General features: G+C 68.7%; 25 protein-coding genes and 3 pseudogenes. 22 read left to right on the forward strand and 6 right to left on the reverse strand.

The genetic code is table 11. The annotated features are described in order from the left end of the window. The first annotated feature begins 89 nt into the window (after window positions 1-89). Genes WS92_RS24495 through WS92_RS24525 form a run of 7 tightly spaced genes read left to right on the forward strand, consistent with a single transcriptional unit; the run spans window position 90 to window position 6,932 of the window. Window positions 90-1,172, forward strand: coding sequence for an ABC transporter ATP-binding protein (locus tag WS92_RS24495; protein WP_006025556.1), 1,083 nt, complete (start codon window positions 90-92; stop codon window positions 1,170-1,172). Continuing rightward, a complete protein-coding gene (locus WS92_RS24500; RefSeq protein WP_059931366.1) occupies window positions 1,173-2,165 on the forward strand; it encodes an ABC transporter permease in 993 nt (330 codons plus the stop codon). After that, window positions 2,162-2,956: an ABC transporter permease gene (locus tag WS92_RS24505; RefSeq protein ID WP_059931364.1), complete on the forward strand. Its 795-nt coding sequence runs from the start codon at window positions 2,162-2,164 to the stop codon at window positions 2,954-2,956. Before WS92_RS24500 ends, WS92_RS24505 begins: the two co-directional genes overlap by 4 nt. After that, a complete protein-coding gene (locus WS92_RS24510) occupies window positions 2,956-3,309 on the forward strand; it encodes a (2Fe-2S)-binding protein (RefSeq protein WP_059931362.1) in 354 nt (117 codons plus the stop codon). The genes WS92_RS24505 and WS92_RS24510 overlap by 1 nt, the downstream gene beginning before the upstream one ends. Beyond that, complete coding sequence (locus WS92_RS24515) at window positions 3,306-4,745, forward strand: FAD/NAD(P)-dependent oxidoreductase (protein ID WP_059931360.1); 1,440 nt, start codon at window positions 3,306-3,308, stop codon at window positions 4,743-4,745. The genes WS92_RS24510 and WS92_RS24515 overlap by 4 nt, the downstream gene beginning before the upstream one ends. Next, the gene (locus WS92_RS24520; protein WP_059931358.1) at window positions 4,738-5,889 is read left to right on the forward strand and encodes an NAD(P)/FAD-dependent oxidoreductase; all 1,152 of its coding nucleotides are present in this window, start codon (window positions 4,738-4,740) and stop codon (window positions 5,887-5,889) included. Before WS92_RS24515 ends, WS92_RS24520 begins: the two co-directional genes overlap by 8 nt. Further along, window positions 5,886-6,932 carry an ABC transporter substrate-binding protein gene (locus WS92_RS24525; RefSeq protein WP_015601726.1) on the forward strand — a complete coding sequence of 349 codons (1,047 nt, stop codon included), beginning with the start codon at window positions 5,886-5,888 and terminating at the stop codon, window positions 6,930-6,932. The genes WS92_RS24520 and WS92_RS24525 overlap by 4 nt, the downstream gene beginning before the upstream one ends. 34 nt (window positions 6,933-6,966) lie before the next feature. On the opposite strand, the pseudogene WS92_RS36810 reads toward WS92_RS24525, so the two are convergent. Next, a pseudogene (locus tag WS92_RS36810) lies at window positions 6,967-7,086 on the reverse strand (AraC family transcriptional regulator); the annotation flags it as partial. Window positions 7,087-7,114: 28 nt separating this feature from the next. Between WS92_RS36810 and WS92_RS36815 the strand changes: the two are divergent. Continuing rightward, window positions 7,115-7,240, forward strand: a pseudogene (locus WS92_RS36815) (short-chain dehydrogenase/reductase); the annotation flags it as partial. A 421-nt stretch (window positions 7,241-7,661) separates the two neighbouring features. Then, a complete protein-coding gene (trmB, locus tag WS92_RS24535) occupies window positions 7,662-8,459 on the forward strand; it encodes a tRNA (guanosine(46)-N7)-methyltransferase TrmB (protein WP_059931392.1) in 798 nt (265 codons plus the stop codon). Between the two features lie 150 nt (window positions 8,460-8,609). Here the strand turns inward: trmB and WS92_RS24540 are convergent, their stop codons facing one another. The 4 genes and pseudogenes from WS92_RS24540 to WS92_RS33260 all read right to left on the reverse strand — a co-directional run. Beyond that, window positions 8,610-9,440 (reverse strand): undecaprenyl-diphosphate phosphatase, encoded by an 831-nt coding sequence (locus WS92_RS24540; protein ID WP_059931354.1) that lies wholly within the window; start codon window positions 9,438-9,440, stop codon window positions 8,610-8,612. A 76-nt stretch (window positions 9,441-9,516) separates the two neighbouring features. Further along, the gene (locus WS92_RS24545) at window positions 9,517-10,098 is read right to left on the reverse strand and encodes a DUF1439 domain-containing protein (RefSeq protein WP_015600981.1); all 582 of its coding nucleotides are present in this window, start codon (window positions 10,096-10,098) and stop codon (window positions 9,517-9,519) included. Beyond that, window positions 10,095-10,424 carry a YkgJ family cysteine cluster protein gene (locus WS92_RS24550; protein ID WP_059931351.1) on the reverse strand — a complete coding sequence of 110 codons (330 nt, stop codon included), beginning with the start codon at window positions 10,422-10,424 and terminating at the stop codon, window positions 10,095-10,097. Before WS92_RS24550 ends, WS92_RS24545 begins: the two co-directional genes overlap by 4 nt. 71 nt (window positions 10,425-10,495) lie before the next feature. Beyond that, window positions 10,496-10,573: pseudogene (locus WS92_RS33260) on the reverse strand (coproporphyrinogen III oxidase); the annotation flags it as partial. A gap of 24 nt (window positions 10,574-10,597) precedes the next feature. On the opposite strand from WS92_RS33260, the gene hemN reads away from it, so the two are divergent. From hemN to WS92_RS24570, 4 genes are all read left to right on the forward strand, one after another. Beyond that, window positions 10,598-11,992 carry an oxygen-independent coproporphyrinogen III oxidase gene (gene hemN / locus WS92_RS24555; RefSeq protein WP_015601612.1) on the forward strand — a complete coding sequence of 465 codons (1,395 nt, stop codon included), beginning with the start codon at window positions 10,598-10,600 and terminating at the stop codon, window positions 11,990-11,992. Between the two features lie 63 nt (window positions 11,993-12,055). Next, on the forward strand, window positions 12,056-12,313 hold the full coding sequence (locus WS92_RS24560; RefSeq protein WP_006025544.1) for a hypothetical protein: 258 nt from the start codon (window positions 12,056-12,058) through the stop codon (window positions 12,311-12,313). Between the two features lie 107 nt (window positions 12,314-12,420). Continuing rightward, window positions 12,421-13,074 carry a protein-L-isoaspartate O-methyltransferase family protein gene (locus WS92_RS24565; RefSeq protein ID WP_006025543.1) on the forward strand — a complete coding sequence of 218 codons (654 nt, stop codon included), beginning with the start codon at window positions 12,421-12,423 and terminating at the stop codon, window positions 13,072-13,074. Window positions 13,075-13,088: 14 nt separating this feature from the next. Further along, entirely contained in the window at window positions 13,089-13,412 is a 324-nt protein-coding gene (locus tag WS92_RS24570) for a rhodanese-like domain-containing protein (protein WP_059931350.1), read from the forward strand. Window positions 13,413-13,481: 69 nt separating this feature from the next. Here the strand turns inward: WS92_RS24570 and WS92_RS24575 are convergent, their stop codons facing one another. Beyond that, the gene (locus tag WS92_RS24575) at window positions 13,482-14,810 is read right to left on the reverse strand and encodes an omega-aminotransferase AptA (RefSeq protein WP_015601910.1); all 1,329 of its coding nucleotides are present in this window, start codon (window positions 14,808-14,810) and stop codon (window positions 13,482-13,484) included. Between the two features lie 343 nt (window positions 14,811-15,153). On the opposite strand from WS92_RS24575, the gene urtA reads away from it, so the two are divergent. From urtA to ureC, 9 genes are all read left to right on the forward strand, one after another. Next, window positions 15,154-16,461, forward strand: a complete 1,308-nt coding sequence (urtA, locus tag WS92_RS24580; protein WP_009913349.1) for an urea ABC transporter substrate-binding protein — start codon at window positions 15,154-15,156, stop codon at window positions 16,459-16,461. Between the two features lie 88 nt (window positions 16,462-16,549). Further along, a complete protein-coding gene (urtB, locus tag WS92_RS24585) occupies window positions 16,550-18,178 on the forward strand; it encodes an urea ABC transporter permease subunit UrtB (protein ID WP_059931348.1) in 1,629 nt (542 codons plus the stop codon). Window position 18,179: 1 nt separating this feature from the next. Beyond that, complete coding sequence (gene urtC / locus WS92_RS24590) at window positions 18,180-19,382, forward strand: urea ABC transporter permease subunit UrtC (protein WP_015600336.1); 1,203 nt, start codon at window positions 18,180-18,182, stop codon at window positions 19,380-19,382. Further along, window positions 19,379-20,242 carry an urea ABC transporter ATP-binding protein UrtD gene (gene urtD, locus WS92_RS24595; RefSeq protein ID WP_059931346.1) on the forward strand — a complete coding sequence of 288 codons (864 nt, stop codon included), beginning with the start codon at window positions 19,379-19,381 and terminating at the stop codon, window positions 20,240-20,242. Before urtC ends, urtD begins: the two co-directional genes overlap by 4 nt. 4 nt (window positions 20,243-20,246) lie before the next feature. After that, complete coding sequence (gene urtE, locus WS92_RS24600) at window positions 20,247-20,939, forward strand: urea ABC transporter ATP-binding subunit UrtE (RefSeq protein ID WP_006025536.1); 693 nt, start codon at window positions 20,247-20,249, stop codon at window positions 20,937-20,939. 218 nt (window positions 20,940-21,157) lie between these two features. Next, window positions 21,158-22,033 carry an urease accessory protein UreD gene (locus WS92_RS24605; RefSeq protein WP_059931344.1) on the forward strand — a complete coding sequence of 292 codons (876 nt, stop codon included), beginning with the start codon at window positions 21,158-21,160 and terminating at the stop codon, window positions 22,031-22,033. Between the two features lie 221 nt (window positions 22,034-22,254). Further along, window positions 22,255-22,557, forward strand: coding sequence for an urease subunit gamma (gene ureA, locus WS92_RS24610; RefSeq protein ID WP_006025534.1), 303 nt, complete (start codon window positions 22,255-22,257; stop codon window positions 22,555-22,557). A gap of 89 nt (window positions 22,558-22,646) precedes the next feature. After that, entirely contained in the window at window positions 22,647-22,952 is a 306-nt protein-coding gene (locus WS92_RS24615; RefSeq protein WP_006025533.1) for an urease subunit beta, read from the forward strand. Between the two features lie 52 nt (window positions 22,953-23,004). After that, on the forward strand, window positions 23,005-24,711 hold the full coding sequence (gene ureC / locus WS92_RS24620; RefSeq protein ID WP_006025532.1) for an urease subunit alpha: 1,707 nt from the start codon (window positions 23,005-23,007) through the stop codon (window positions 24,709-24,711). Window positions 24,712-24,720 lie beyond the last annotated feature (9 nt).

Here is a 24,720-nt window from a genome sequence, read left to right on the forward strand (position 1 = left end):
GAATTCGAAATTGACGCTCCGAAATATGGCTGGCTAGAGTCCGCGTCAACGACGCATCGGCCACACGATGCGCGAATCCGGAGCGCCCCATGTCGTTTCTCACGCTAACCGACTTGACGAAATCGTTCGGCAAGCTCGTCGCCGTGGCCGACGTCAACCTGTCGGTCGAAAAAGGCGAGTTCGTATCGCTGCTCGGCCCCTCGGGCTGCGGCAAGACCACGACGCTGCAGATGATCGCCGGTTTCGTCGACGTGACGCGCGGGCGCATCGCGCTCGACGGGCGGGACATCACGCGGATGAAGCCGAACCGCCGCGGGCTCGGCATCGTGTTCCAGAGCTACGCGCTGTTTCCGCACATGAGCGTCGCGGAGAACGTCGGCTTCGGCCTCGACATGCGCGGCGTCGACAAGGCCGAGCGCGCCGAGCGCATCCGCGCCGCGCTCGCGCTCGTGCGCCTCGACACGCTCGCGCACCGCTTCCCGCGCGAGCTGTCGGGCGGCCAGCGGCAGCGCGTCGCGATCGCGCGCGCCGTCGTGATCGAGCCGCCCGTGCTGCTGCTCGACGAACCGATGTCGAACCTCGACGCGAAGCTGCGCGAGGACATGCAGTTCGAGCTGCGCGCGATCCAGCGCAAGATCGGCACGACGACGATCATGGTCACGCACGACCAGTCGGAAGCGCTGTCGATCAGCGACCGCGTCGTCGTGATGGAAGCGGGCCGCATCACGCAGATCGACACGCCTTATCACGCGTACGAACGCCCGGAAAACCATTTCGTGTCGCAGTTCATCGGCAAGGCGAACCTGCTGCCCGGCACGGTCGTCGCGCACGATGGCGACGCGATCCGCATCGACCTCGGGCACGATCTCGCCGAAACGGGCCGCACCGCGCACCTGCCGCCGCGCGAGCGTGACGTGCGCGTCGGCGACGCCGTGTCGCTGTGCATCCGCCCCGAGAAGCTGCGGCTGTGCGCGCCAGGCGCGGGCCGCTTCGCGGCGACCGTCACGAGCCGCTTCTTCCTCGGCAGCCAGTGGCTATATCGCGTCGACAGCGCGCTCGGTGAGGTGCTCGTGTGCTGCCAGAATGAAGGCGCGGAGCCGCTCGCGGAAGGCGCGCCGGTCGGCGTCGACTGGCGCAGCGACGCGGTACGCGTGATGCGCCGGGAGGCCTGAATGCGACAGCCTTCCCGCCCGTTGCCGTCCGAAGGCGCGCCGGCCGGCCTTGCGCGCCCGGCCGCCGCCGCGGATGCCGCACCTGCCCTCGTGCCCGCACGCGTCGCCGCCGCGCGCGCACTGCGTGCGACAGGGTCTGCGCATGCGCCGCCGTGGCTGATGTGCGCGCCCGCGTTCGCGCTGTTCGCCGCGCTCGTGCTCGTGCCGCTCGCGATGACGTTCGTGCTCACGTTCTACCGCTTCGACCCGGCCACGGGCCCGATCGCCGCGTTCCAGCTTCGCAACTATGCGGAAGTGCTCGGCGCGTCCTACTTCCACACGATCTTCGCGCGCACGTTCGGCATCGCCGCGCTGACGACGGCGATCTGCGTCGCGATCGGCATGCCGGAAGCGGTGGTGCTGTCGAAAATGCGCGACCCGTGGCGCTCGCTGTTCCTGCTCGCGATCCTCGCGCCGCTGCTCGTGTCGGTCGTCGTGCGCGCATTCGGCTGGAGCATGCTGCTGAATACGAACGGGCTCGTGAACCAGGCGCTCGGGCTTGCCGGCCTTGGGCCGTACAAGCTCGAATACACGACCTTCGCGATCGTGATCGCGCTCGTGCATGTCATGCTGCCGTTCATGGTGATTCCCGTATGGACCGCGCTGCAGCGCCTCGATCCGCAGACCGAGCACGCGGCGCTGTCGCTCGGCGCGTCGCCGTTCACGACGCTGCGCCGCAGCGTGCTGCCGCAGCTCGTGCCGGGCGTGCTGTCGGGCAGCCTGATGGTGTTCGGGCTGTCGGCAAGTGCGTTCGCGATCCCCGGCCTGCTCGGCGGGCGCCGGCTGAAGGTCGCCGCCACGGCCGTCTACGACGAATTCCTCGGCTCGCTGAACTGGCCGCTCGGCGCGACGATCGCGGTGCTGCTGCTGGTGGCTAACCTCATCGTGATGCTCACCTACTACCGCGTGCTCGAACGCCGCTACGCGCGCAGCCTCGGAGGCGCCTCCCGATGAACAAGAACGGCCCCTTCGCCCTCGCGTTCCACACGCTCGTGATGGCGTTCGTGCTCGCGCCGCTCGCGATCGTCGTGCTCGTCGCGTTCACGCCCGACGAAACGCTGACGCTGCCCACGCACGGGCTGTCGCTGCGCTGGTTCCGCGCGATCCTCGACTACCCCGACTTCGTCACCGCGTTCGTCAACAGCGTGAAGCTCGCGTTCGCATCGGCGACGCTGTCGCTCGCGATCGCATTGCCCGCCGGCCTTGCGATCGGCCGCGCGACGTTTGCCGGCCGCGCATTCCTGAACGGCCTGCTGCTGTCGCCGCTCGTGATCCCCGGCCTCGTGCTCGGCATCGCGCTGCTGCGCTTCTTCGCGCTGATCGGCGCGACCGGCTCGTTCGCGTGGCTCGTGCTCGCGCACATGATCGTGATCACGCCGTTCGTGATGCGGCTCGTGCTCGCGTCCGTCGCGGGCCTCGACCGCAGCGTCGAGCAGGCCGCCTGCTCGCTCGGCGCGGACCCGTGGACGACGTTGCGCCGCATCACGCTGCCGATGATCGTGCCCGGCATCACGGGCGGCTGGCTGCTCGCGTTCATCAACAGCTTCGACGAACTGACGATGTCGATCTTCATCACGTCGCCGCAAACGGTCACGCTGCCCGTGCGCATGTACATGTATGCGACCGAGTCGATCGACCCGATGATGGCGTCGGTGTCGGCGCTCGTCATCTTCATCACCGCCGGCGCGATGCTGCTGCTCGATCGCGTGTACGGCCTGAACCGCATCCTGATCGGTCAACATTGATGTCGACTCCCGTTTCCCGTTCCACCACGTCCGAAGCCACGGCCGACGGCGCGCAGTTCGTGCGCATCGCCGAGCGCGAGCGTGCGCACGTCGCGTTCACGCTCGACGGCCGCCCCGCGCACGCGCTCGCCGGCGACACCGTGCTCACCGCGATCCTCGTCACGCAGCGCCGCGTGCGCGTGAGCGAATTCGGCGGCCAGCCGCGCGCGGGCTTCTGCCTGATCGGCGCATGCCAGGACTGCTGGGTGCGCACCGAGGCGGGCGCGCGCGTGCGCGCCTGTTCGACGCCGATCGCCGACGGCATGCGGATTCTCACCGGCGCGCGGCCGCCCATCACCGGAGACGCGCGATGAACGACGCGCTGCAACCGGTGATCGTCGGCGCGGGGCCGGCCGGCGTGCGCGCGGCGGAGGCGCTCGTCGACGCGGGGCTGCGCCCTGTCGTCATCGACGAGAACGCGTGCTGGGGCGGCCAGATCTACCGTCAACCGCCTGCCGACGGCGGCTTCGCGCGCAGCAAGCGCACGCTGTACGGCTTCGAAGCCGCGAAGGCCGATGCGGTGCACCGGACGATGGCCGCGCTGCTGCCGCACGTCGACTATCGGCCGGACACGCTCGCGTGGGCATGCGGCGCGGGCCGCGTCGACACGCTGCAGGACGGCCACGAAGTGACCGTGCCGTTCTCGCACCTGATCGTCGCGAGCGGCGCGACCGACCGCATGCTGCCCGTGCCGGGCTGGACGCTCGCGGGCGTCTACACGCTCGGCGGCGCGCAGGTCGCGCTGAAGGCGCAGGGCTGCGCGATCGGCCAGCGCATCGTGTTCGCGGGCACGGGGCCGCTGCTGTATCTCGTCGCCTATCAGTATGCGAAGGCCGGCGCGCACGTCGTGGCCGTGCTCGACACGAGCCCGCTGCGCCGCCAGGCTGCCGCCGCGCCGGCGCTGCTGCGCATGCCGTCGACGTTCGCGAAGGGCCTCTATTACATCGGCTGGCTGCACGCGCATGGTGTCGCGATCGAAACGGGCGTCGCGCTCGAACGCATGCTCGGCGAACAGCACGTGACGGGGCTCGCATGGCGCGCGTCCGGCAACGAAGCGCCGCCGCGCGTGCTCGACTGCGATGCGCTCGGTCTCGGCTTCGGTCTGCGTTCGGAAACGCAACTCGCCGATCTCGCCGGCTGCCGGTTCCGTTTCGATCCGGTCAATCGCGCATGGCTGCCCGAACGCGACGCAGCCGGCCGCACGTCGGTGCGCGGCGTCTATGTCGCGGGCGACGGCGCGGGCATCGCAGGCGCCGACGCGGCCGAGGCGTCGGGCCGGCGCGCGGCGCTCGCGTTGCTCGACGACGCCGGCATCGCGTCTGCGTCTCCGTCGCTGTCCGGCAAACCCGATGCGGCCACGCTCGAACGCACGCTTGCTCGCATCGGCGCATTCCGCGCGGGCCTCGAAGCGGCGTTCGCACCGCCCGCCGAGGAAGCCGCGCGCTGCCCCGACGATACGATCGTGTGCCGCTGCGAGGAGATCGATGCGGGCGCGCTGCGGCGCTGCATCCGCGGCGGCGAAGCGGCCGAGCTCAACCGGCTGAAGGCGCTGACGCGCGTCGGGATGGGCCGCTGCCAGGGCCGCATGTGCGGCGACGCGGCCGCGCTCGTGCTGGCCGCCGAAACCGGCCGGCCGCTCGCCGACGTCGGCCGGTTGCGCGCGCAGCCGCCCGTGAAGCCGTTTCCGATCGCGGCCGCGCTCGCGGGCGACGACGTCGCGGCGATTCCGGACGAGGCGCGCGATGAGTGAGACCCGGCATTACGACGTCGCGATCGTCGGCGGCGGCCTCGTCGGCGCGGCGGCCGCGCTTGCGCTGGCCCGGCGCGGCCTGCGCGTCGGGCTGTTCGAGCGGCGCGACTGCGGCGCGCAGGCGAGCGGCGTGAACTACGGCGGCGTGCGCTGCCAGGGCCGCCCGGTCGAACAATTGCCGCTCGCGCTGCGCGCGCGGCGCATCTGGGATCGTCTGCCCGAGTTGATCGGCATCGACGGCGAATTCATCGTGTCGGGCCACTTGCGGCTCGCGCGCAGCGACGCCGACCTCGACGCGCTCGACGCGTACGCAACGCTCGCCGGCGAGCACGGGCTGCCGCTGCGGGTGATGCGCGGCGACGCGTTCCGCCGCCGCTATCCGTGGCTCGGCCGCGCGGCGCTCGGCGGCTCGCTGTGCGCGACCGACGGCCAGGCGAACCCGCGCGTCGTATCGCCCGCGTTCGCGCGCGCGGCCCGCTCGGCGGGCGCGGACGTGTTCGAGCACACGAGCGTCGACGACGTCCGGCACGACGGCGCACGTTTCCATCTGCATGCGGCCGGCCGCGCGTGCACCGCGACGTGGCTGATCAACTCGGCCGGCGCCTGGGCGAACGCGATCGCGGCACGCTTCGGCGAAGCCGTGCCGATGGAGCCGATCTATCCGAACATGTGGGTGACCGAACCGCTGCCGCCGTTCATCGCGCACAACCTCGGCGTGTACGGCGGCGGCGTCTACGCGCGGCAGGTCGCGCGCGGCAACTGCGTGATCGGCGGCGGACGCGGACGCGGCGACGGCGAATTCGGCCAGCCGTCGGTCGACACGACGCGCGCCGTGATGCGCGACGCGTGCGCGCTGCTGCCCGCGCTACGCGACGCGCTGCTGATCCGCACGTGGAGCGGCGTCGAAGGCTGCACGCCCGATCACAACCCGATCATCGGCGCGAGCGGCACGACGCCGCGCCTGCTGCATGCATTCGGCTTTTCTGGCGGCGGCTTCCTGCTCGCGCCGGGCGTCGGCGACGCGCTCGCCGATCTCGTCACGACAGGCGAAACCGCCACGCCGCTCGACGCATTCTCGATCGGCCGCTTTGCGCCGCAAGCCGCGCCGACCGCCTCTTTCCCTCATGAGGAGACCCAACGATGAAACTGCTCCGGACGATCGCGGCCGCCGCCGCGCTTTGCGTAACGTGCGTCAGCGCCCCTGCGTTCGCGCAAATGAAGACGATCTACGTCGGCATGAACGGCGGACCGATGGAAAAGGCCTACACGAGCCAGGTGCTGCCCGACTTCGAGAAGGCGAACAACGTAAAGGTCGTCATCGTGCCCGGCACGTCGTCGGACGTGCTCGCGAAGCTGCTCGCGAACCGCAACAAGCCGCAAATCCACGTCGCGTTCCTCGACGACGGCGTGATGGCGCGCGCGGTCAGCCTCGGCGTGTGTCAGAAGCTCGACGATTCGCCGGCGCTGAAGGAGTTGTATCCGTTCGCGCGGATGAAGGACGACGTCGGCGCGGGCGTGCAACTCGGCATGACCGGCATCGCATACAACAAGAAGTTGTTCGCGGAGAAAGGCTGGACGCCGCCGGCTTCGTGGATGGATTTCGCCGACCCGAAATACAAGGGCAAGGTCGTGTTCCAGTCCGCGTCGAGCAGCACGTTCGGGCTGCACGGCTTTCTCGCGATCAACCGCCTGCTCGGCGGCAACGAGCAGAACGTCGAGCCCGGCTTCAGCAAGTGGCCGAGCACGGTCGGGCCGAACGTCGTCGAATACATCCCGAACTCGGCGAAGATCTCGGAGATGGTGCAGACGGGTGAAGCCGGGCTGTTCCCGCTGACGCCGACGGCCGTCGGCGACCTGCAGGACAAGGGCATTCCGGTCGCGTATGTGAACCCGAAGGAAGGGCCGGTGCTGCTGCTCGTCGATCTATGCGTGGTCGCGAACAATCCCGATCCGCAGTTGGCTCAGAAGCTCGCGCAGTTCCTGCTGTCCGCGCCGGCACAGACGAAGGCCGCCGAAGCCGGCAAGCAGATCCCGACCAACCGTCTCGCGAAGATGCCGGCGGCGATGCAGCAGAGCCTGGGCAACGTCGACGATCTCGTGCGCAAGGTGACGGTGGTCGACTGGACGGCGATCAACGCGCGCCGCGCGCAGTGGGATACGCGCTGGAATCGGCAGATCGAGCGGTAAGCGGGATGGCCCCGGCCACCCGCTCCTCGCTCGCCTACTGTATAGGCGGCCGGCCGACGTGTCGCGTGAAGGCGACGCCGAAGATGCTGGCGGAACTGTAGCCAACCCGCTGCGCTATCTCGGCGGCACGGCCTTCGTTGCGGCGCCCGAGTTCGTCCCGATCGCAACGGTACGCGAGCCTTATCACGCACGCGCAGGACGTGGCCGAAGCGGTGTGGCGCCCGGCGAACGATCCGTCGAGCCCCCTGCGAATCCCGGCCGGGGCCGACGCCGTGAGCTGGTCCAAGGCGAGCCGGCCCCGAAGCTGAAGCTGCATTCGCTGCAATGCCGATAGTTTGAATTCGCCGCTGACATGAAACGCGAGAACCTGCTCTCGGTCCGCATCCTGAGATGCAGACCAAGCAAGCCTTGGCCGCAGTGAGTGGCCGTCGATGGATGTCAGCAGACAGCCTGACTTGCCGAAAAAGGACCGGCCGGTACATAATACGGCCTTGCCCCATTGAGCGAACAGAAAGAAACTGTTTTTTTAATCAATGGATTGGGTGCAGCGTTATGTTCCCATCGCCCGCTCCACCTCCCCGGCTATGGATGCCCTCCGTCGCCGGAGCATGCGAAGCCGCCTCGTCGAAGGCGGCTTTTTCGTATTTCATACGCAGTACGGGCGGCCCGTCGAACGCGACGCCGTCGCGCGCCGCGCATCCGGCCCGCCCCTCGCCTTTCATTGTCACGATGACCCACGACGACCCGAACGCCCCTGGCGTGCCGCACGACGACGCCAACGACGCCGCCCCCGCTTCGGCAACCGACGCCGCTCAGGCCACCGGCCACGCCGACGACGAATCGAACCCGCTTCATCTGCGCCGCATCCGCAGCTTCGTCACGCGCGCCGGCCGCGTGTCCACTGGCCAGCGCCGCGCAATCGACGAGCTCGGCCCGCGCTTCGTCGTCCCATACGACAACGCACTGCCGGACTGGGACGCGATCTTCGGCCATCGCGCGCCGCGCGTGCTCGAGATCGGCTTCGGGATGGGCGCGTCGACGGCCGAGATCGCCGCGCTTCGCCCGGGCGACGACTTCATCGGCGTCGAGGTGCACGAGCCGGGCGTCGGCGCGCTGCTGAAGCTGATCGGCGAGCAGCGACTGTCGAACATCCGGATCGTCCAGCACGACGCGGTCGAAGTGCTCGAGCACATGATCGCGCCCGGCAGCCTCGACGGCGTGCACATCTTCTTCCCGGACCCGTGGCACAAGGCGCGCCATCACAAGCGCCGGCTGATCCAGCCGGCATTCGTCGCGCAGCTCGCGGCCCGGCTCAAGCCGGGCGCGTACCTGCATTGCGCGACCGATTGGCAGAACTACGCGGAGCAGATGCTCGAGGTGCTGAGCGCGGAGCCGTCGCTCGAAAACACCGCGCAAGACTTTGCGCCCCGCCCCGACTATCGTCCGGTGACGAAGTTCGAGCGCCGCGGTCTGCGGCTCGGGCACGGCGTATGGGATCTCGTGTTCAGGAAGAAGCGCGCGAACTGACGCGCGACGCCGCGCGCACTAGGCGCGGCGTCGACCGGCATGGCCGCCGGTCGAACTGAAAGCCCGCAACGGCGGCGGCACACTCGCCGCCGCGATCGACGAATATCCGGGCAATGCGTCGCAGCAGAACGGCCGCCGGAACGCCGGACTTCAGGTCCACTCGATCCAGCCGCTATACCCGACGAGCAGCACGAACAGCCCGAACACGATCCGATACCACGCGAACACGGTGAAATCGTGCGACGCCACGTAGCGCAGCAGCCAGCGCACGCACGCGAACGCGCTGACGAACGCGGCGACGAGCCCGATCGCAAACAGCCCGACCGAATCGACGTTGAACGCGCGCCAGTCCTTCGCGGTTTCGTACAGCGTCGCGCCGAAGATCACCGGAATCGCGAGAAAAAACGAGAATTCGGTCGCGACGCGCCGCTCGAGGCCGAACAGCATTCCACCGATGATCGTCGAGCCGGATCGCGACATCCCCGGGATCAACGCGAAGCACTGCGCGAGGCCCACCTTCAGCGCATCGAGCGGCGTCAGCGCGTCGATCGACTGCACGCGCGCCGGCTCGCCCCGCTCGCGCTGCCGCCCCTCCACCCACAGGATCACCGCGCCGCCGACGACGAGCGCGACGGCCACGGGCACCGGCGCGAACAGCACCGACTTGATCGTTTTCTCGAACAGCAGCGCGAGCACGACCGCCGGGATCGTCGCGATCACGACGTTCATCGTGAACCGCCTGGCTTCGCGCTGCGCGGGCAGCCCGGTCACGACGTCGACGATCCTGCGGCGATATTCCCAGCACACCGCGAGAATCGCGCCGAACTGGATCACGACGTCGAATGTCTTCGCCTGCTCAGGATGAAAGCGCAGGAAGCTGCCCGCGACGATCAGGTGGCCGGTGCTCGATACCGGCAGGAATTCAGTCAGCCCCTCGACGATGCCGAGCGCCAGCGCTTTGCAAATCAGTATCCAGTCCATCCGTGGCCCGCTTCCGAAGTGAATCAACCGAGGCCACGAGACCGCCGCGGCCGCTCCGGCCGCGCGCGGCGCGACGTCATTTCTCGACGATCGCCACGCGTATGCCGTTTGTAAGAATTGTGATTGTACCGGGTTCGTAATTCACGCCGGCAAATTGCAGTTGCTCCGGCTTGAACGTGTAGATCGGATAGTTGGTCAGCAACTGGGTCGCGAGCAGGCCCGCCGCCGCGCTGATCTGCTGCGTGTACAGTTGCGCATCGCCGTCGACGTTCACGCTATCGACGGCGGGCGCCTTCAGCACGACGGAGCGGCTCGGCGCGTCGTACGCGAGCTGGCCCGACACCGTGAACTTGCCGTTGACGGGCGCGCGCAGGAACGGGCTCTCGAAGCGCGCATCGAGGCGCACCGCGACGCGGTTCTGGTCCGGCAGCAGCCCGACGACCGGATTCGCGAGCGCGACGTCGATCACCTGCGCGACCGTCTTCTGGTATGGGAACTTGCGGGCGACCGCGCGCTGCACGTCGCCTTGCGAGAACGTGTAGTGATCGGGGATGAACGGAAACGTCGACGCGCACGCGGCAAGCGACACGGTAACGCCCGCGGCCGCGCACGCGGCGATCAGGAAGCGGCGCCGGCCCGGCGCGCTCATGTGGGTCATGCTGAATCTCCTGCTGAGGCAAGCGGTGCGGCGGGCCGCGTGTCGGCTTCGAGCCGGGCTAGCCACGCGAGCGCGCTCGCGCGCGACGCGCCGCACATCTCGTCGCTCGGCTGCAGCCCCGCGCAGCACGCGGGGCGTTCGGGCCGGCCGAAGATCGCGCAGCGCTCGCCGTCGAGCAACTGCGCGCAGCGCGCGCCGGCCGGCTTGCCGTCCGGCATGCCCGGAATCGGGCTCGAGATCGACGGCGCGATGCAGCACGCGCCGCAGCCTTCGCGGCACGCATGCGCGGACGTTTCCCTCGAACTCGCGGCAATTTCACCAATCATCACATCAAATATCCGAAAATTCACGCCAATCGTCACGAAACGCCCGGCAAGCGGGCAGTCGCGCGCGAACGCCGTATTGTGCCATCCGCCGCTGCGACGTTATTACACAATTCAATGAAACCGCCGGTTCCTATACTGGTCGACGTCACAGAGCACGACTTCGAGCTTCCAGCATGACGCAGCCGATTCCGTCCGAGGCGCTGTTTCGCCCCGACCTGCTCGCCAAGTACACGGCGAACGGCCCTCGCTATACGTCCTACCCCACCGCCCCGCAGTTCCGCGAAAACTTCGATCCCGCCGACTACATCCGCGCGGCGGCCGATCCGGGCGCGTCGGCGAGCGATCTGTCGCTCTATTTCCATATTCCGTTCTGCGCGACCGCGTGCTTCTACTGCGGCTGCAACAAGATCGCGACGCGCAACCGCAAGCGCGCGCGGCCGTATCTCGATCAGTTGAAGCACGAGATCGCGCTGCAGGCCGCGCTCTTCGATCCCGAACGGACCGTCACGCAGCTCCACTGGGGCGGCGGCACGCCGACCTTCCTGTCGAACGCCGAGGCAACCGAGCTGATGGCGGCCACGCGCGATTACTTCACGCTCGCGTCGGACCGCACCGGCGAATTCTCGATCGAGATCGACCCGCGCACCGCATCGCCCGCGACGCTCGTCCATCTGCGCACGATCGGCTTCAACCGCGTGAGCCTCGGCGTGCAGGACTTCGACCCCGACGTGCAACGCGCGATCAACCGCGTGCAGCCGCTCAAGATGACGTCCGACCTCGTGCGCGCCGCGCGCGCGACGGGCTACCACTCGATCAGCATCGACCTCATCTACGGGCTGCCGCACCAGACGGTGTCGAGCTTCGCGCGCACGCTCGACACGATCGTCGAGCTCGAGCCCGACCGGCTCTCCGTGTTCGGCTACGCGCACATGCCGCATCTGTTCAAGATGCAGCGCCAGATCGACGGCGCCGCACTGCCGCCGCCCGCGACGCGCATCGCGCTGCTCGGCCTCGCGATCGAGCAGCTCACGCGCGCGGGCTACGTGTACATCGGCATGGACCATTTCGCGCGCACGGGCGACGAGCTCGTCCGCGCGCAGCGCAACGGCACGCTGCAGCGCAACTTCCAGGGCTACAGCACGCAGGCGGACGCCGATCTGATCGGCATCGGCGCGTCGTCGATTGGCAAGGTCGGCGACGTGTACGCGCAGAATGCGAAGGATCTGCCCCGCTACGGCGCGGCGCTCGCCGACCAGCGGCTGCCGATCGTGCGCGGCGTAACGCTGTCCGCCGACGACCGGCTGCGGCGCGACGTGATCACGCATCTGATGTGCAACCTCGTGCTGCCGTTCTCGCACGTCGAGGCCGCGTACGGCATCCGCTTCGCGAACAAGTTCGCGCGCGAGCTCGACACGCTGCGCGGCTTCGAGCGCGACGGCATGCTGTCGATCGGCGCCGATCGTCTGACGATTCATCCGGCCGGACGCCTCTACGTGCGCAACATCGCGATGGTGTTCGACGCGTATTTGTCGGGCGCGTCCGAAAGCCGCTACTCGAAGACCGTCTGAGCGCGTTCGGCCCGCGTTGTTGATAAAGTGTCGGTTTCACCGCACTTTCGTTTTTGACGCACGATGCGCACCACGCAAGCGACCCGCGCGGTCGAACGCCTGAAAACCCGCACCGGCAACCCGCAGTATTCGGCGGTCGGCATGCCGGGCGGCCTCTTCTACCTCGTCGACCGCTCGGGCGGCGCCGCCGAGAAGCTCTGCGCGCCGTTGCCGCTCGAGGATTTCGTCGCGTTCGTCGACGGCCTCGGCCCGAAGAAGCCGCGCAAGGTCAGCAAGCTCGACGTCGCGTTCGAGCAGCAGATCAAGAACAGCAAGCGCTAGCCGCTTCGGGCACGCAGGCATTCTGAAGGCAAGACCTCGACCCCGTTTGGTACAATCCGAGCGTTTTTCGTCCCCTCGCTGACGGCCGACCCGGCCCGCATGACACCATGAATATCGAAAAAGCACGTTTCAACATGATCGAACAGCAGATCCGTCCCTGGGATGTACTGGATCTAGACGTCTTGAGCCTGCTGTCGGTCGTCAAGCGTGAGAACTTCGTGCCGGCCGCGTATCGCGACCTGGCGTTCGCCGACGTCGAGCTGCCGCTGCCGAACGGCCAGAAGATGCTGTTCCCGCGCGTCGAGGCGCGCATCCTGCAGGAACTCGCGGTGAAGAAGCACGAGAACGTGCTCGAGATCGGCGCGGGCTCCGGCTACATGGCGGCGCTGCTGGCCGCGCGCGGCCAGCGCGTGACGACGGTCGAGATCGATCCGGATCTCGCGAAGTTCGCCGAAGAGAACCTGAAGAAGAACGGCGTGACGAACGCCGAAGTCGTGCTCGGCGACGGCTCGCGCGGCTGGCCCGCGAAGGCGCCGTATGACGTGATCTGCGTGTCGGGCGGCCTGCCCGTCGTCCCGCAGGAACTGCTCGAGCAACTGAAGGTGGGCGGCCGCCTCGCGGCGTTCGTCGGCGGCCGGCCGGTGATGAAGGCGCAGATCATCACGCGCATCGACGACAAGCAGTACCGCGTCGCCGACGTGTTCGAAACCTACGTCGACCACCTCGTCAACGCGATCGAGCCGTCGCGCTTCAAGTTCTGAGACGATTCACGCCGATGCAGATCCTGACCGCCACCGCGCTCGCCGAATGGCTGCGCGATCCGGCGCGCCCCGCGCCCGTCGTGCTCGACGTGCGCGAGCCGTGGGAAATCGCGACCGCGAAGATCGACGGCAGCGTGTCGATCCCGATGCAGCAGATTCCCGCGCGCAGCGAGGAGCTCGACGACGAAGCGCAGATCGTCTGCGTGTGCCATCACGGGATGCGCAGCGCGCAAGTCGCGATGTTCCTCGAATCGCGCGGCTTCACCAAGCTCTACAACCTGCAAGGCGGGATCGACGCGTGGTCGCGCGACGTCGATCCTTCGGTGCTGCGTTACTGAGCGCGTATCGCATCGCGGCGGCGGCGCGCGCCGCTTCACCTGGGCGTACCGCTCGTCTCTCCTGCCCGCCTACTCCGTTTCCTTCAGCGCCTGCGCGACGATCGAGAACAGCTCGACGAGCTGCGCCTCCTCGACGATGAGGGGCGGCGAGAACGCGAGGATGTCGCCCGTATAGCGGATCATCGCGCCCTTCGCGAAGCACCTGACGAAAACCTCGTACGCGCGCGCACCCGGCTTGCCGTCGCGCGGCTTCAGCTCGACGCCGCCGACGAGGCCGAGGTTGCGCACGTCGATCACGTGGCGCGCGTCCTTCAGCTTGTGGATCTCGCGCTCGAAGATCGGCGCGATCCGCGCGGCGCGCGTGAGCAGCCCGTCGCGCTCGTACAGATCGATCGTCGCGACGGCCGCAGCCGCCGCGAGCGGGTGCCCCGAATACGTGTAGCCGTGAAAGAGCTCGATGCCGGCCGGCGCGCCGTTCACGATCGCGTCGTGAATCGCGCCGCTCGCGGCCACCGCGCCCATCGGCACCGCCGCGTTGTTCGTGCCTTTCGCCATCGTCAGCAGATCGGGCGTCACGCCGAAGAACTGCGACGCGAACGGCGCGCCGAGCCGCCCCCAGCCGGTGATCACTTCGTCGAAGATCAGCAGGATGCCGTGCCTGTCGCACAATTCGCGCAGGCGTTCGAGATAGCCTTGCGGCGGAATCAGCACGCCCGTCGAGCCCGCGACGGGCTCGACGATCACCGCGGCGATCGTCGACGCGTCGTGCAGCGCGACGAGCCGCTCCAGCTCATCGGCCAGATGCGCGCCCCACGCGGGCTGCCCCTTCGAGAACGCGGCCTCCTTCAGGTTCAGCGTGTGCGGCAGATGATCGACGGACGGCAGCAGCGCGCCCGAATACGCCTTGCGGTTCGGCGCGATGCCGCCCACCGAGATGCCGCCGAAGCCGACGCCGTGGTAGCCGCGCTCGCGTCCGATGAAACGCGTGCGCTGGCCTTCGCCGCGTGCGCGGTGATACGCGAGCGCGATCTTGAGCGCCGTGTCGACCGCCTCCGATCCGGAGTTCGTGAAGAAGATGTGCTTCAGGTCGCCCGGCGTGTGGCGCGCGATCTTCGTCGCCGCTTCGAACGCCTTCGGGTGCCCCATCTGGAACGTCGGTGCGAAATCCATCTCCTCGGCCTGCGCCTTCATCGCGGCGACGATCTCGTCGCGCCCGTGCCCCGCGTTCACGCACCAGAGGCCCGCGGTGCCGTCGAGGATGCGGCGGCCGTCGTGCGACGTGTAATACATCCCCTTCGCCGCGACGAGCAGGCGCGGCGCTTCCTTGAATTGCCGGTTCGCGGTGAACGGCATCCAGAACGCGGAAAGGTCGGGGGTCTGCGAAACGTGCTCGGTCATGAAAGGCTCCTCGGAGATCGATCGAACGATGTCTGGAATGCGTCGCGATGCGCGCTGACGGATGCGACACCCAAGCGCCGCATCGATGGAAATTCGCCTTGAGAGTGTAAGCATGCGGCTCGCGATGCACAACCATGCAGCACGCGCGTGCACGGCGCTGCACCGCGACGGCCCACGCAATGCACGCACGCGGGCGCCGCAGGCACCGCGGCGCATCGTCGGAAGCCCCGTGGACGGGCGCGCGCACGCGCGCCGGCCCGCATCTGGCACATGCCTTGCGTAACCGGTTCGCCGCGCGTCCGCTCCGGTGCGCGCCCACACTCCAACAGGCAAGGGGAACTCGATGAAACGTCGCAGTCTTTTGAAGTTCGGATCGATGGCAGGCGTCATGGCGCTCGCGGGACAAAGCCCCCTCGCGCGCGCGGCGGATTCGGGCAAAGGCCCGATCAAGGTCGGCATCCTGCACTCGCTGTCGGGCACGATGGCGATCTCCGAGACTTCGCTCAAGGACACCGCGCTGATGACGATCGCCGACATCAACAAGAGCGGCGGCGTGCTCGGGCGGCCGCTCCAGCCCGTCGTCGTCGACCCCGCATCGAACTGGCCGCTCTTCGCCGAGAAGGCGCGCCAGTTGCTCACGCAGGAGAAGGTCGCGTGCGTGTTCGGCTGCTGGACGTCGGTGTCGCGCAAGTCGGTGCTGCCCGTATTCGAGGAGCTGAACGGCCTGCTCTACTACCCGGTGCAGTACGAGGGCGAGGAGATGTCGCGCAACGTGTTCTACACGGGCGCCGCGCCGAACCAGCAGGCGATTCCGGCCGTCGAGTACATGATGAGCGCCGAAGGCGGCGGTGCGAAGCGCTTCTTCCTGCTCGGCACCGATTACGTGTATCCGCGCACGACCAACAAGATCCTGCGCGCGTTCCTGAAATCGAAGGGCGTGAAGGAATCCGATATTCAGGAAGTCTACACACCGTTCGGGCACAGTGATTACCAGACGATCGTCGCGACCATCAAGACCTTCGCGCAAGGCGGCAAGACGGCCGTGATCTCGACGATCAACGGCGATTCGAACGTGCCGTTCTACAAGGAGCTCGGCAACCAGGGGATCAAGGCGACCGACGTGCCGGTCGTCGCGTTCTCGGTGGGCGAGGAGGAGCTGCGCGGCATCGACACGAAGCCGCTCGTCGGGCATCTGGCCGCGTGGAATTACTTCATGTCGGTGAAGGGTCCGGCGAACGCGAAGTTCAAGGAGCAGTTCGCCGCGTGGGTGAAGTCGCAGAACCTGCCGGGCGGCGCGAAGCGCGTGACCAATGATCCGATGGAGGCGACGTTCGTCGGCATCCACATGTGGAAGCAGGCGGTCGAGAAGGCGAAGAGCACCGATGTCGACCGCGTGCGCGCGGCGATGATCGGCCAGAGCGTCGCCGCGCCGTCGGGCTTCACGCTGACGATGGACGGCAACCATCATCTGCACAAGCCGGTGATGATCGGCGAGATCCGCGGCGACGGCCAGTTCAACGTCGTCTGGAAGACGAAGACGGCGGTCCGCGCGCAGCCGTGGAGCCCGTTCATCGCGGGCAACCAGGGCAAGCCCGATGTGGTCGGCTCGATCCCCGAGTTCCTGCGTCGCCGTCGCGCGGCGCTCGCCTGACGCCCGCGCAGGCGCCGCGCAACGGCGCGGCGCCGTCGTCGCGCGCGGCCACGCCGCGCGCTTTCTCCCCTTTCGCGAGGACCTACCGATGCCCACGCCTTTGAGCCGCGCCGCTCGTGCGCTCGCGGCGCTCGCCGTCTGCGCGGCGCTTTCGCTCGGCGCGCCGCGCGCGGCGCTCGCGGTCACGGCCGCCGACACCGCCGCGCTCGCCGGCGACGACTTCGATGCAAAGAGCGCCGCGATCGACCGTCTTGCCGCCGAGCGCGACGCCGCCGCCGTCGCGCTGCTGAACGCGCTCGCGAACGGCGACGCGCTCGCGACCGACGCGGGACGCATCCTGATCCAGAGCGGCGACGCCGCGCGCGACGCGCTGACGAACGCCCCCGCGCGGGCGGGCGACGCGCAGCCCGTGATGCTCAACAATCTGCTGCGCACGAGGATCGCGAACGCGTTGTCGGGGCTCGATCTCGCGTCGCCCGACGTCGACACGCGGCGCCGCGCGATCGACGCGCTGCTGAAGAGCCCCGACGCTTCGGTCAAGCCGATGATCGACGCGGCGCGCGCGAAGGAAACCGACCCGACGCTCAAGCGCCGCCTCGACGCGCTGTGGGCGATCGCCGCGCTGCGCGATGCCGATCCCGCGAAGCGCCTCGAAGCGGTGCGGCTCGTCGCCGCGCGAAGCGATCTCGACATGATCGAGCAGTTGCGCCCGCTCATCGCGAAGCGTCCCGACGGCAGCGATGCGGAACCCGATGCGCGCGTGCGCAAAGCCGCGCAGCAAGGGCTCGACGCGCTCTACACGATCCAGCGGCGCGGCGAAATCGCGGGCACGCTGTTCGCGGGGCTGTCGCTCGGCAGCGTGCTGCTGCTCGCCGCGCTCGGCCTCGCGATCACGTACGGCCTCATCGGCGTCATCAACATGGCGCACGGCGAGTTCCTGATGATCGGCGCATACGCGACCTACGTCGTGCAGACGCTCGTGCAGCGCTATCTGCCCAGCGCGTTCGACTGGTATCCGCTCGCCGCGATTCCCGTGTCGTTCGTCGCGGCGGCCGCGCTCGGCGTCGTGCTCGAACGCACGGTGCTCAGGCACCTGTACGGCCGCCCGCTCGAGACGCTGCTCGCGACCTTCGGCGTGAGCCTCATCCTGATCCAGGCAACGCGGATGATCTTCGGCGCGCAGAACGTGCAGGTCGTGAATCCCTCGTGGATGAGCGGCGGCGTGGCCGTGATGCAGAACCTGATCCTGCCGTACAACCGGCTCGCGATCCTCGCGTTCGCGCTCGCCGTCGTCGGCATCGCGTGGGCGGCGCTGACGAAGACGCGCCTCGGCCTCTTCGTGCGCGCGGTCACGCAGAACCGCCGGATGGCCGCGTGCGTCGGCGTGAAGACGGCGCGCGTCGATTCGTATGCGTTCGCGTTCGGCGCGGGCATCGCGGGCCTCGGCGGCTGCGCGCTGTCGCAGATCGGCAACGTCGGCCCGGACCTCGGCCAGAGCTACATCATCGATTCGTTCATGGCGGTCGTGCTGGGCGGCGTCGGCCAGATCGCGGGCACGGTGCTCGGCGGCTTCGGCCTCGGGCTCCTCAGCAAGGCGATCGAGCCGTTCTGGGGCGCCGTGCTCGCGAAGATCGCGGTGCTCGTGATGATCGTGCTGTTCATCCAGAAACGCCCGCAAGGGATGTTCGCCCTGAAGGGCCGCAGCGCGGAGGCATGACATGACTTCGACGATCCATTCCCTTTCCGTCGCGCGCAGCGCGTCGTCCGCGGCATCCGCGACATCGGCCGCATCGGCCGCGCCCGCTTCGCCGCGCTTCGCGCTCGGGCTGCCGCCGCGCCCCGCGCTGCTGTCGCGGCGCGCGTGGCTCGCGCTCGTCGCGCTGTGCATCGCGGTCGGCGTCGGCGTGCCGCTCGCCGCGCTCGCCGCCCCGGAGTCGAGCGCGTTTCATCTGTCATCCTACGCAATGACGCTCGCGGGCAAGCTGATGTGCTACGCGATCGCCGCGCTCGCGCTCGATCTCGTCTGGGGCTACTGCGGCATCCTGAGCCTCGGCCACGGCCTGTTCTTCGCGCTCGGCGGCTATGCGATCGGCATGTACCTGATGCGCGCGATCGGCCGCGACGGCAAGTACGGCAGCGATCTGCCCGACTTCATGGTGTTTCTCGACTGGCACCGGCTGCCGTGGTACTGGAGCGGCACCGAGCATCTCGCGTATGCGCTCGCGCTCGTCGTGCTCGCGCCCGCCGCGCTCGCGTGGGCGTTCGGCTTCTTCACGTTCCGCTCGCGCGTGAAGGGCGTGTATCTGTCGATCATCACGCAGGCGATGACGTTCGCCGCGATGCTGCTCTTCTATCGCAACGAGACGGGCTTCGGCGGCAACAACGGCTTCACCGACTTCAAGCGCATCGCCGGCTTCGCGATCACGTCGCCGGGCACGCGCACGGTGCTGTTCCTGATCACGTTCGCCGCGCTCGTCGCGTCGTTCGTCGCCGCGCGCGCGATCGTCACGAGCAAGCTCGGCCGCGTCGTCACCGCGATCCGCGACGGCGAGACGCGCGTCATGTTCCTCGGCTACAGCCCGCTCGCGTACAAGCTCTTCGTGTGGGTCGTGTCGGCCGTGCTGTGCGGCATCGCGGGCGCGCTGTACGTGCCGCAGGTCGGCATCATCAATCCGAGCGAGATGTCGCCCGGCAACTCGATCGAGATGGCGATCTGGGTCGCGGTCGGCGGCCGCGGCACGCTGATCGGCCCGATCGTCGGCGCGTTCGCGGTCAACGGCGCGAAGAGCGTGTTCACCGCGTACTTCGCCGAATACTGGCTGTTCTTCCTCGGCCTCATCTTCGTGCTCGTGCCGCTCGTGCTGCCGCGCGGAATCATGGGCCTCGTCGAAACCGTCACGCGCCGGGCAACGCCACGATGAACGAGAACGCAATGATTCCCGACCTCGCGCAGCCGGACGGCGCCGATCAACCCGCCGTCAGCGGCACGGCCGGGATGTCGCACGTCGTCACGCCGGGCGCGATCGACACGTCGCACGGCACGATCCTCTATCTCGAGGACATCGAAGTGAGCTTCGACGGCTTTCGCGCGCTGAAGAAGCTGTCGCTCGCGATCGACGTGGGCGAGCTGCGCTGCGTGATCGGCCCGAACGGCGCCGGCAAGACGACGATGATGGACGTGATCACCGGCAAGACGCGGCCGGATTCGGGCAAGGCGTTCCTCGGCCAGACGCTCGACCTCGCGCGGATGAACGAGCCGCAGATCGCGCGCGCGGGCATCGGCCGCAAGTTCCAGAAGCCGACCGTGTTCGAGCAGCATCCGGTGTGGGAGAACCTCGAGCTTGCGATGGCGGCCGACAAGCGCTGGTTCGCGTCGCTGCGCGCGCGGCTCGATCACGCGGCGCAGGCGCGGATCGAGGAGACGCTCGCGCTGATCCGGCTCGAGGACAGCGCGTTCCGGCTCGCGGGCGAGCTGTCTCACGGGCAGAAGCAGCGGCTCGAGATCGGCATGCTGCTGATGCAGCGCCCCGCGCTCCTGCTGCTCGACGAGCCCGCGGCCGGCATGACCGACCACGAGACGATGGCGCTCGCCGAGCTGCTGAACACGCTGCGCGGCACGTGCTCGATGATGGTCGTCGAGCACGACATGGAATTCGTCGCGGCGCTCGCGGGCGAGACGGGGCGCGTGACCGTGATGGCGGAAGGCGCGGTGCTCGCGCAAGGCACGCTCGATCAGGTGAAGCGCGACGAAGCGGTGATCGAGTCTTACCTCGGACGATGATGCGATGCTGACAATCGAATCGCTGAACCAGTACTACGGCGGCAGCCACATCCTGCGCGACGTGAGCCTCACCGCCGAAGCAGGCCGGCTCACCGTGCTGCTCGGACGCAACGGCGTCGGCAAGACGACGTTGCTGCGCTGCCTGATGGGCGTCGTGCCGACGAAAAGCGGCAGCATCGCGTGGCGCGGCAAGCCGCTCGGCGCGCTGCCGCCCCATGCGCGCGTCGCGTCGGGGCTCGCCTATGTGCCGCAGGGCCGCGACATCTTTGCGCGCCTCACCGTCGAGGAGAATCTGCTCGTCGGCGCGGCGAGCCGCAAGGCGCCGTCCAGAGTGCCCGACCGGATTTACTCGCTCTTTCCGGTGCTCAAGGACATGCGCGCGCGCCGCGGCGGCGATCTGTCGGGCGGCCAGCAGCAGCAGCTCGCAATCGGCCGCGCGCTGATGAGCGAGCCGCAGCTCCTGATCCTCGACGAGCCGACGGAAGGCATTCAGCCGTCGATCATCCAGGACATCGGCCGCACGCTGCGGCAGCTCGTCGGCGAAACGAAGATGACGGTGCTGCTCGTCGAGCAGTACTACGATTTCGCGCGCTCGATCGCCGACCGCTACTGGGTGATGAGCCGCGGCGAGATCGTCGCGGGCGGCGCGGGCAGCGAGATGGACGCGCACGGCGTGCGCGAGCTGATCGCGGTCTGAGCGTCGGCGCCGGCGTCCGCATCGGCGTGCAGGCCGTGCGGCATGCGTCGCATGCCCGGCGCGCACGACGCGGTACGCCATCCGCGAGCGGCCGGCTTCGGTGCCCATCCGCGCGCGCTCGCGTTCGCGCGCCATCGTCATCCTCCGCCGCGCGCGGCGGCGAGCCGGTATCCTGTAGCATTGGCGCGCCCGCTTCCCCGATTCTCCCGATTCGACCGATGTCCGCCCACGAAACCCACGCCCGCCTCATTCGCCCCGCCGCCAAGGCGTGGCACGCCCGCCTCGAACTCGGCTTCGAGCGGCAGCCGGGCGGGCGCACGGCGCTCGCGCATCGGCGGCACGTCGGCCCGCTGCGCGTGCAGCGCCCGCTCTATCCGGAAGGCGACGCGATCTGCCACGCGGTGATCGTGCATCCGCCGGGCGGCGTCGCGGGCGGCGACCGGCTCGAGATCGACGTGAAGCTCGGCGCCGACACGCACGCGGTGCTGACGACGCCCGGCGCGACGAAGTGGTACAAGTCGAACGGGCTCGACGCGCGGCAGCGGATCGACATCGACGTCGGCGCGCGCGCGAAGCTCGACTGGCTGCCGCAGAACAACCTGTTCTTCGACGCCGCGCACGCGTCGCTCGAATTCGTGCTGAAGCTCGGCGACGGCGCGAGCGCGCTCGGCTGGGACGCGACGCAGCTCGGCCGCCAGGCGGCGGGCGAAGCCTGGTCGGCGGGCAGCATCGCGTCGTTCTCGAAGATCGTCGGGCCGTCGGGCGGGCCGATGTGGGTCGAGCGCGCGCGCCTCGATGCAGGCGATCCGCTGCGCGCCGCGCCGCAAGGGCTCGGCGGCTTTCCCGTGTACGGCACGCTGTGGGCGCTCGGCACGGCCTGCACGGACGCGCTCGCCGAATCGATCGCGCCCGCGCTGCCGTTCGACGACGCGCTGCGCGCGGGCGTCACCTGCGTCGCGCCCGGCACGATGCTGATCCGCGCGCTCGCGCATTCGATGGAGGCGCTGCAGCGTCTCTTCGCCGAGCAATGGCTCGCGCTGCGCCCGATCGTCCACGGCGTCGACGCGAAACCGCTGCGCCTCTGGCAAACCTGAACGCCGCACATTCCTGACGCACGCCTTTCGGAAAAACGCGCCATCGCGGTGCGCGCCGCACCGCTGCACGGCATGAACGCGCGCGCAACACGCATGGCACATGCCTTGCTCACTTACACCTGAAGGCTTCGCCGCACGCGCACGTGCGCGATGCTACGATAGCTTTGCGACTGCCGCGACACGCGCCGCGCGAATATTACGTTTTCCAAAATGTTTCTTTCATGAAGCTGACTCCCCGAGAAAAAGACAAGCTGCTGATCTTCACGGCGGCGCTCCTCGCCGAGCGCCGCCGCGCGCGCGGGCTCAAGCTCAACTATCCGGAGACGGTCGCGTTCATCACCGCCGCGCTGATGGAAGCGGCGCGCGACGGCAAGACGGTCGCCGAAGTGATGCATTACGGCACGACGCTGCTCACGCGCGACGACGTGATGGAAGGCGTGGCTGAGATGATTCCCGACATCCAGGTCGAAGCGACGTTTCCCGACGGCACGAAGCTCGTAACCGTCCACCACCCGATTCCGTGAAGGCGCGTCATGATTCACTGCATGGCTCATTTCCTCCCGCCGTCCGGCAGCGGACTCCGCGCCCATCGCACGCAGCGCCGGAGGGCCGCATGATTCCCGGCGAACTCCTCACCGACGACGGCGAGCACGAGCTGAACGCCGGCCGCCACACGATCGCGCTCGTCGTCGCGAACACGGGCGATCGCCCGGTGCAGGTCGGCTCGCACTATCACTTCCACGAAGTCAACGACGCGCTGTCGTTCGATCGCGCGGCCGCGCGCGGCTTTCGGCTGAACATCGCGGCGGGCACCGCGGTGCGCTTCGAGCCGGGCCAGACGCGCACGGTCGAGCTCGTCGAACTCGCGGGCGCGCGCGCCGTCTACGGCTTCCAGGGCAAGGTGATGGGGCCGCTCTGAGCGCCGGCGCTCCGCTGACACGCCCGCACGGGCATCCGAAGGATTCGACGACATGACATTACGTTTGAGCCGCCGCGCGTACGCGGAAATGTACGGGCCGACGACGGGCGACCGCATTCGCCTCGCGGACACCGGGCTGCTGATCGAAGTCGAGCGCGACTACACGATCTACGGCGAGGAAGTGAAGTTCGGCGGCGGCAAGGTGATCCGCGACGGGATGGGGCAATCGCAACTGAGCGCGGCCGACGTCGCGGACACCGTGATCACGAACGCGGTGATCCTCGATCACTGGGGCGTCGTGAAGGCGGACATCGCGATCAAGCACGGCCGCATCGCGGCGATCGGCAAGGCGGGCAATCCGGACATCCAGCCCGGCGTGACGATCGCGATCGGCGCGGCGACCGAGATCATCGCGGGCGAAGGCCTGATCGTGACGGCGGGCGGCATCGATACGCACATTCACTTCATCAGTCCGCAGCAGATCGACGAGGCGCTCGCGTCCGGTGTGACGACGATGATCGGCGGCGGCACGGGCCCCGCGACGGGCACGAACGCGACCACCTGCACGCCGGGGCCCTGGCACCTGGAACGGATGCTGCAGGCGGCCGATGGCTGGCCGATCAACCTCGGCTTTCTCGGCAAGGGCAACGCGAGCCGGCCGCAGCCGCTCGTCGAGCAGATCGGGGCGGGCGCGATCGGCCTGAAGCTGCACGAGGACTGGGGCACGACGCCCGCCGCGATCGACAACTGCCTGACGGTGGCCGACGACACCGACACGCAGGTCGCGATCCACACCGATACGCTGAACGAAGGCGGCTTCGTCGAGGCGACGGTCGCCGCGTTCAAGGGCCGCACGATCCACACGTACCACACCGAGGGCGCGGGCGGCGGCCACGCGCCCGACATCCTGAAGGTGTGCGGCGAGCCGAACGTGCTGCCGTCGTCGACGAATCCGACGCGCCCGTACACGATCAACACGCTCGACGAGCACCTCGACATGCTGATGGTCTGTCATCACCTCGATCCGTCGATCGCCGAAGATCTCGCGTTCGCCGAATCGCGGATTCGCCGCGAAACGATCGCGGCCGAGGACATCCTGCACGATCTCGGCGCGCTGTCGATGCTGTCGTCCGATTCGCAGGCGATGGGCCGCGTCGGCGAAGTGATCATCCGCACGTGGCAGACCGCGCACAAGATGAAGGTGCAGCGCGGCGCGCTCGCCGAGGACAGCGCGCGCAACGACAATTTCCGCGCGAAGCGCTACGTCGCGAAGTACACGATCAATCCGGCGCTCACGCACGGCATCGCGCACGAAGTCGGCTCGATCGAGCCGGGCAAATGGGCGGACCTCGTGCTGTGGCAGCCCGCGTTCTTCGGGGTCAAGCCGGCGATGATCGTCAAGGGCGGGATGATCGCGATCGCGCAGATGGGCGACCCGAACGCGTCGATCCCGACGCCGCAGCCTGTCCACTACCGCGAGATGTTCGCCACCCGCGGCGGCGCGCTCGCGCGCACGTCGCTCACGTTCGTGTCGCAGCTCGCGCTCGACGCGGGCATCGGCAAACGCTACGGACTCGCGAAGCGGCTCGTGCCGGTGCGCGGCTGCCGCACGGTGACGAAGCGCGACATGATCCACAACGCATGGCAGCCGGCCATCAGCGTCGACCCCGAAACCTACGACGTCGTCGCCGACGGCGCGCTGCTCACCTGCGAGCCCGCCGCCGTGCTGCCGATGGCGCAGCGCTACTTCCTGTTCTGAAGTCCTGAC

The organism is Burkholderia sp. MSMB1588 (assembly GCF_001546925.1).
GTDB lineage: Bacteria > Pseudomonadota > Gammaproteobacteria > Burkholderiales > Burkholderiaceae > Burkholderia > Burkholderia humptydooensis.

What these genes read in the sequence shown, in the direction of transcription:
- WS92_RS24570 (WP_059931350.1), top strand. Translation starts at nt 13,089, where the DNA reads ATGCAGATCCTGACCGCCACCGCGCTCGCCGAATGGCTGCGCGATCCG.
- WS92_RS24525 (WP_015601726.1), top strand. Translation starts at nt 5,886, where the DNA reads ATGAAACTGCTCCGGACGATCGCGGCCGCCGCCGCGCTTTGCGTAACG.
- WS92_RS24540 (WP_059931354.1), bottom strand. Translation starts at nt 9,440, where the DNA reads ATGGACTGGATACTGATTTGCAAAGCGCTGGCGCTCGGCATCGTCGAG.
- urtA (WP_009913349.1), top strand. Translation starts at nt 15,154, where the DNA reads ATGAAACGTCGCAGTCTTTTGAAGTTCGGATCGATGGCAGGCGTCATG.
- urtC (WP_015600336.1), top strand. Translation starts at nt 18,180, where the DNA reads ATGACTTCGACGATCCATTCCCTTTCCGTCGCGCGCAGCGCGTCGTCC.
- WS92_RS24520 (WP_059931358.1), top strand. Translation starts at nt 4,738, where the DNA reads ATGAGTGAGACCCGGCATTACGACGTCGCGATCGTCGGCGGCGGCCTC.
- urtD (WP_059931346.1), top strand. Translation starts at nt 19,379, where the DNA reads ATGAACGAGAACGCAATGATTCCCGACCTCGCGCAGCCGGACGGCGCC.
- WS92_RS24560 (WP_006025544.1), top strand. Translation starts at nt 12,056, where the DNA reads ATGCGCACCACGCAAGCGACCCGCGCGGTCGAACGCCTGAAAACCCGC.
- urtB (WP_059931348.1), top strand. Translation starts at nt 16,550, where the DNA reads ATGCCCACGCCTTTGAGCCGCGCCGCTCGTGCGCTCGCGGCGCTCGCC.
- WS92_RS24500 (WP_059931366.1), top strand. Translation starts at nt 1,173, where the DNA reads ATGCGACAGCCTTCCCGCCCGTTGCCGTCCGAAGGCGCGCCGGCCGGC.
- ureA (WP_006025534.1), top strand. Translation starts at nt 22,255, where the DNA reads ATGAAGCTGACTCCCCGAGAAAAAGACAAGCTGCTGATCTTCACGGCG.
- WS92_RS24545 (WP_015600981.1), bottom strand. Translation starts at nt 10,098, where the DNA reads ATGACCCACATGAGCGCGCCGGGCCGGCGCCGCTTCCTGATCGCCGCG.
- WS92_RS24510 (WP_059931362.1), top strand. Translation starts at nt 2,956, where the DNA reads ATGTCGACTCCCGTTTCCCGTTCCACCACGTCCGAAGCCACGGCCGAC.
- WS92_RS24505 (WP_059931364.1), top strand. Translation starts at nt 2,162, where the DNA reads ATGAACAAGAACGGCCCCTTCGCCCTCGCGTTCCACACGCTCGTGATG.
- WS92_RS24565 (WP_006025543.1), top strand. Translation starts at nt 12,421, where the DNA reads ATGAATATCGAAAAAGCACGTTTCAACATGATCGAACAGCAGATCCGT.
- WS92_RS24575 (WP_015601910.1), bottom strand. Translation starts at nt 14,810, where the DNA reads ATGACCGAGCACGTTTCGCAGACCCCCGACCTTTCCGCGTTCTGGATG.
- WS92_RS24495 (WP_006025556.1), top strand. Translation starts at nt 90, where the DNA reads ATGTCGTTTCTCACGCTAACCGACTTGACGAAATCGTTCGGCAAGCTC.
- WS92_RS24605 (WP_059931344.1), top strand. Translation starts at nt 21,158, where the DNA reads ATGTCCGCCCACGAAACCCACGCCCGCCTCATTCGCCCCGCCGCCAAG.
- hemN (WP_015601612.1), top strand. Translation starts at nt 10,598, where the DNA reads ATGACGCAGCCGATTCCGTCCGAGGCGCTGTTTCGCCCCGACCTGCTC.
- trmB (WP_059931392.1), top strand. Translation starts at nt 7,662, where the DNA reads ATGACCCACGACGACCCGAACGCCCCTGGCGTGCCGCACGACGACGCC.
- WS92_RS24550 (WP_059931351.1), bottom strand. Translation starts at nt 10,424, where the DNA reads ATGATTGGTGAAATTGCCGCGAGTTCGAGGGAAACGTCCGCGCATGCG.
- urtE (WP_006025536.1), top strand. Translation starts at nt 20,247, where the DNA reads ATGCTGACAATCGAATCGCTGAACCAGTACTACGGCGGCAGCCACATC.
- WS92_RS24615 (WP_006025533.1), top strand. Translation starts at nt 22,647, where the DNA reads ATGATTCCCGGCGAACTCCTCACCGACGACGGCGAGCACGAGCTGAAC.
- ureC (WP_006025532.1), top strand. Translation starts at nt 23,005, where the DNA reads ATGACATTACGTTTGAGCCGCCGCGCGTACGCGGAAATGTACGGGCCG.
- WS92_RS24515 (WP_059931360.1), top strand. Translation starts at nt 3,306, where the DNA reads ATGAACGACGCGCTGCAACCGGTGATCGTCGGCGCGGGGCCGGCCGGC.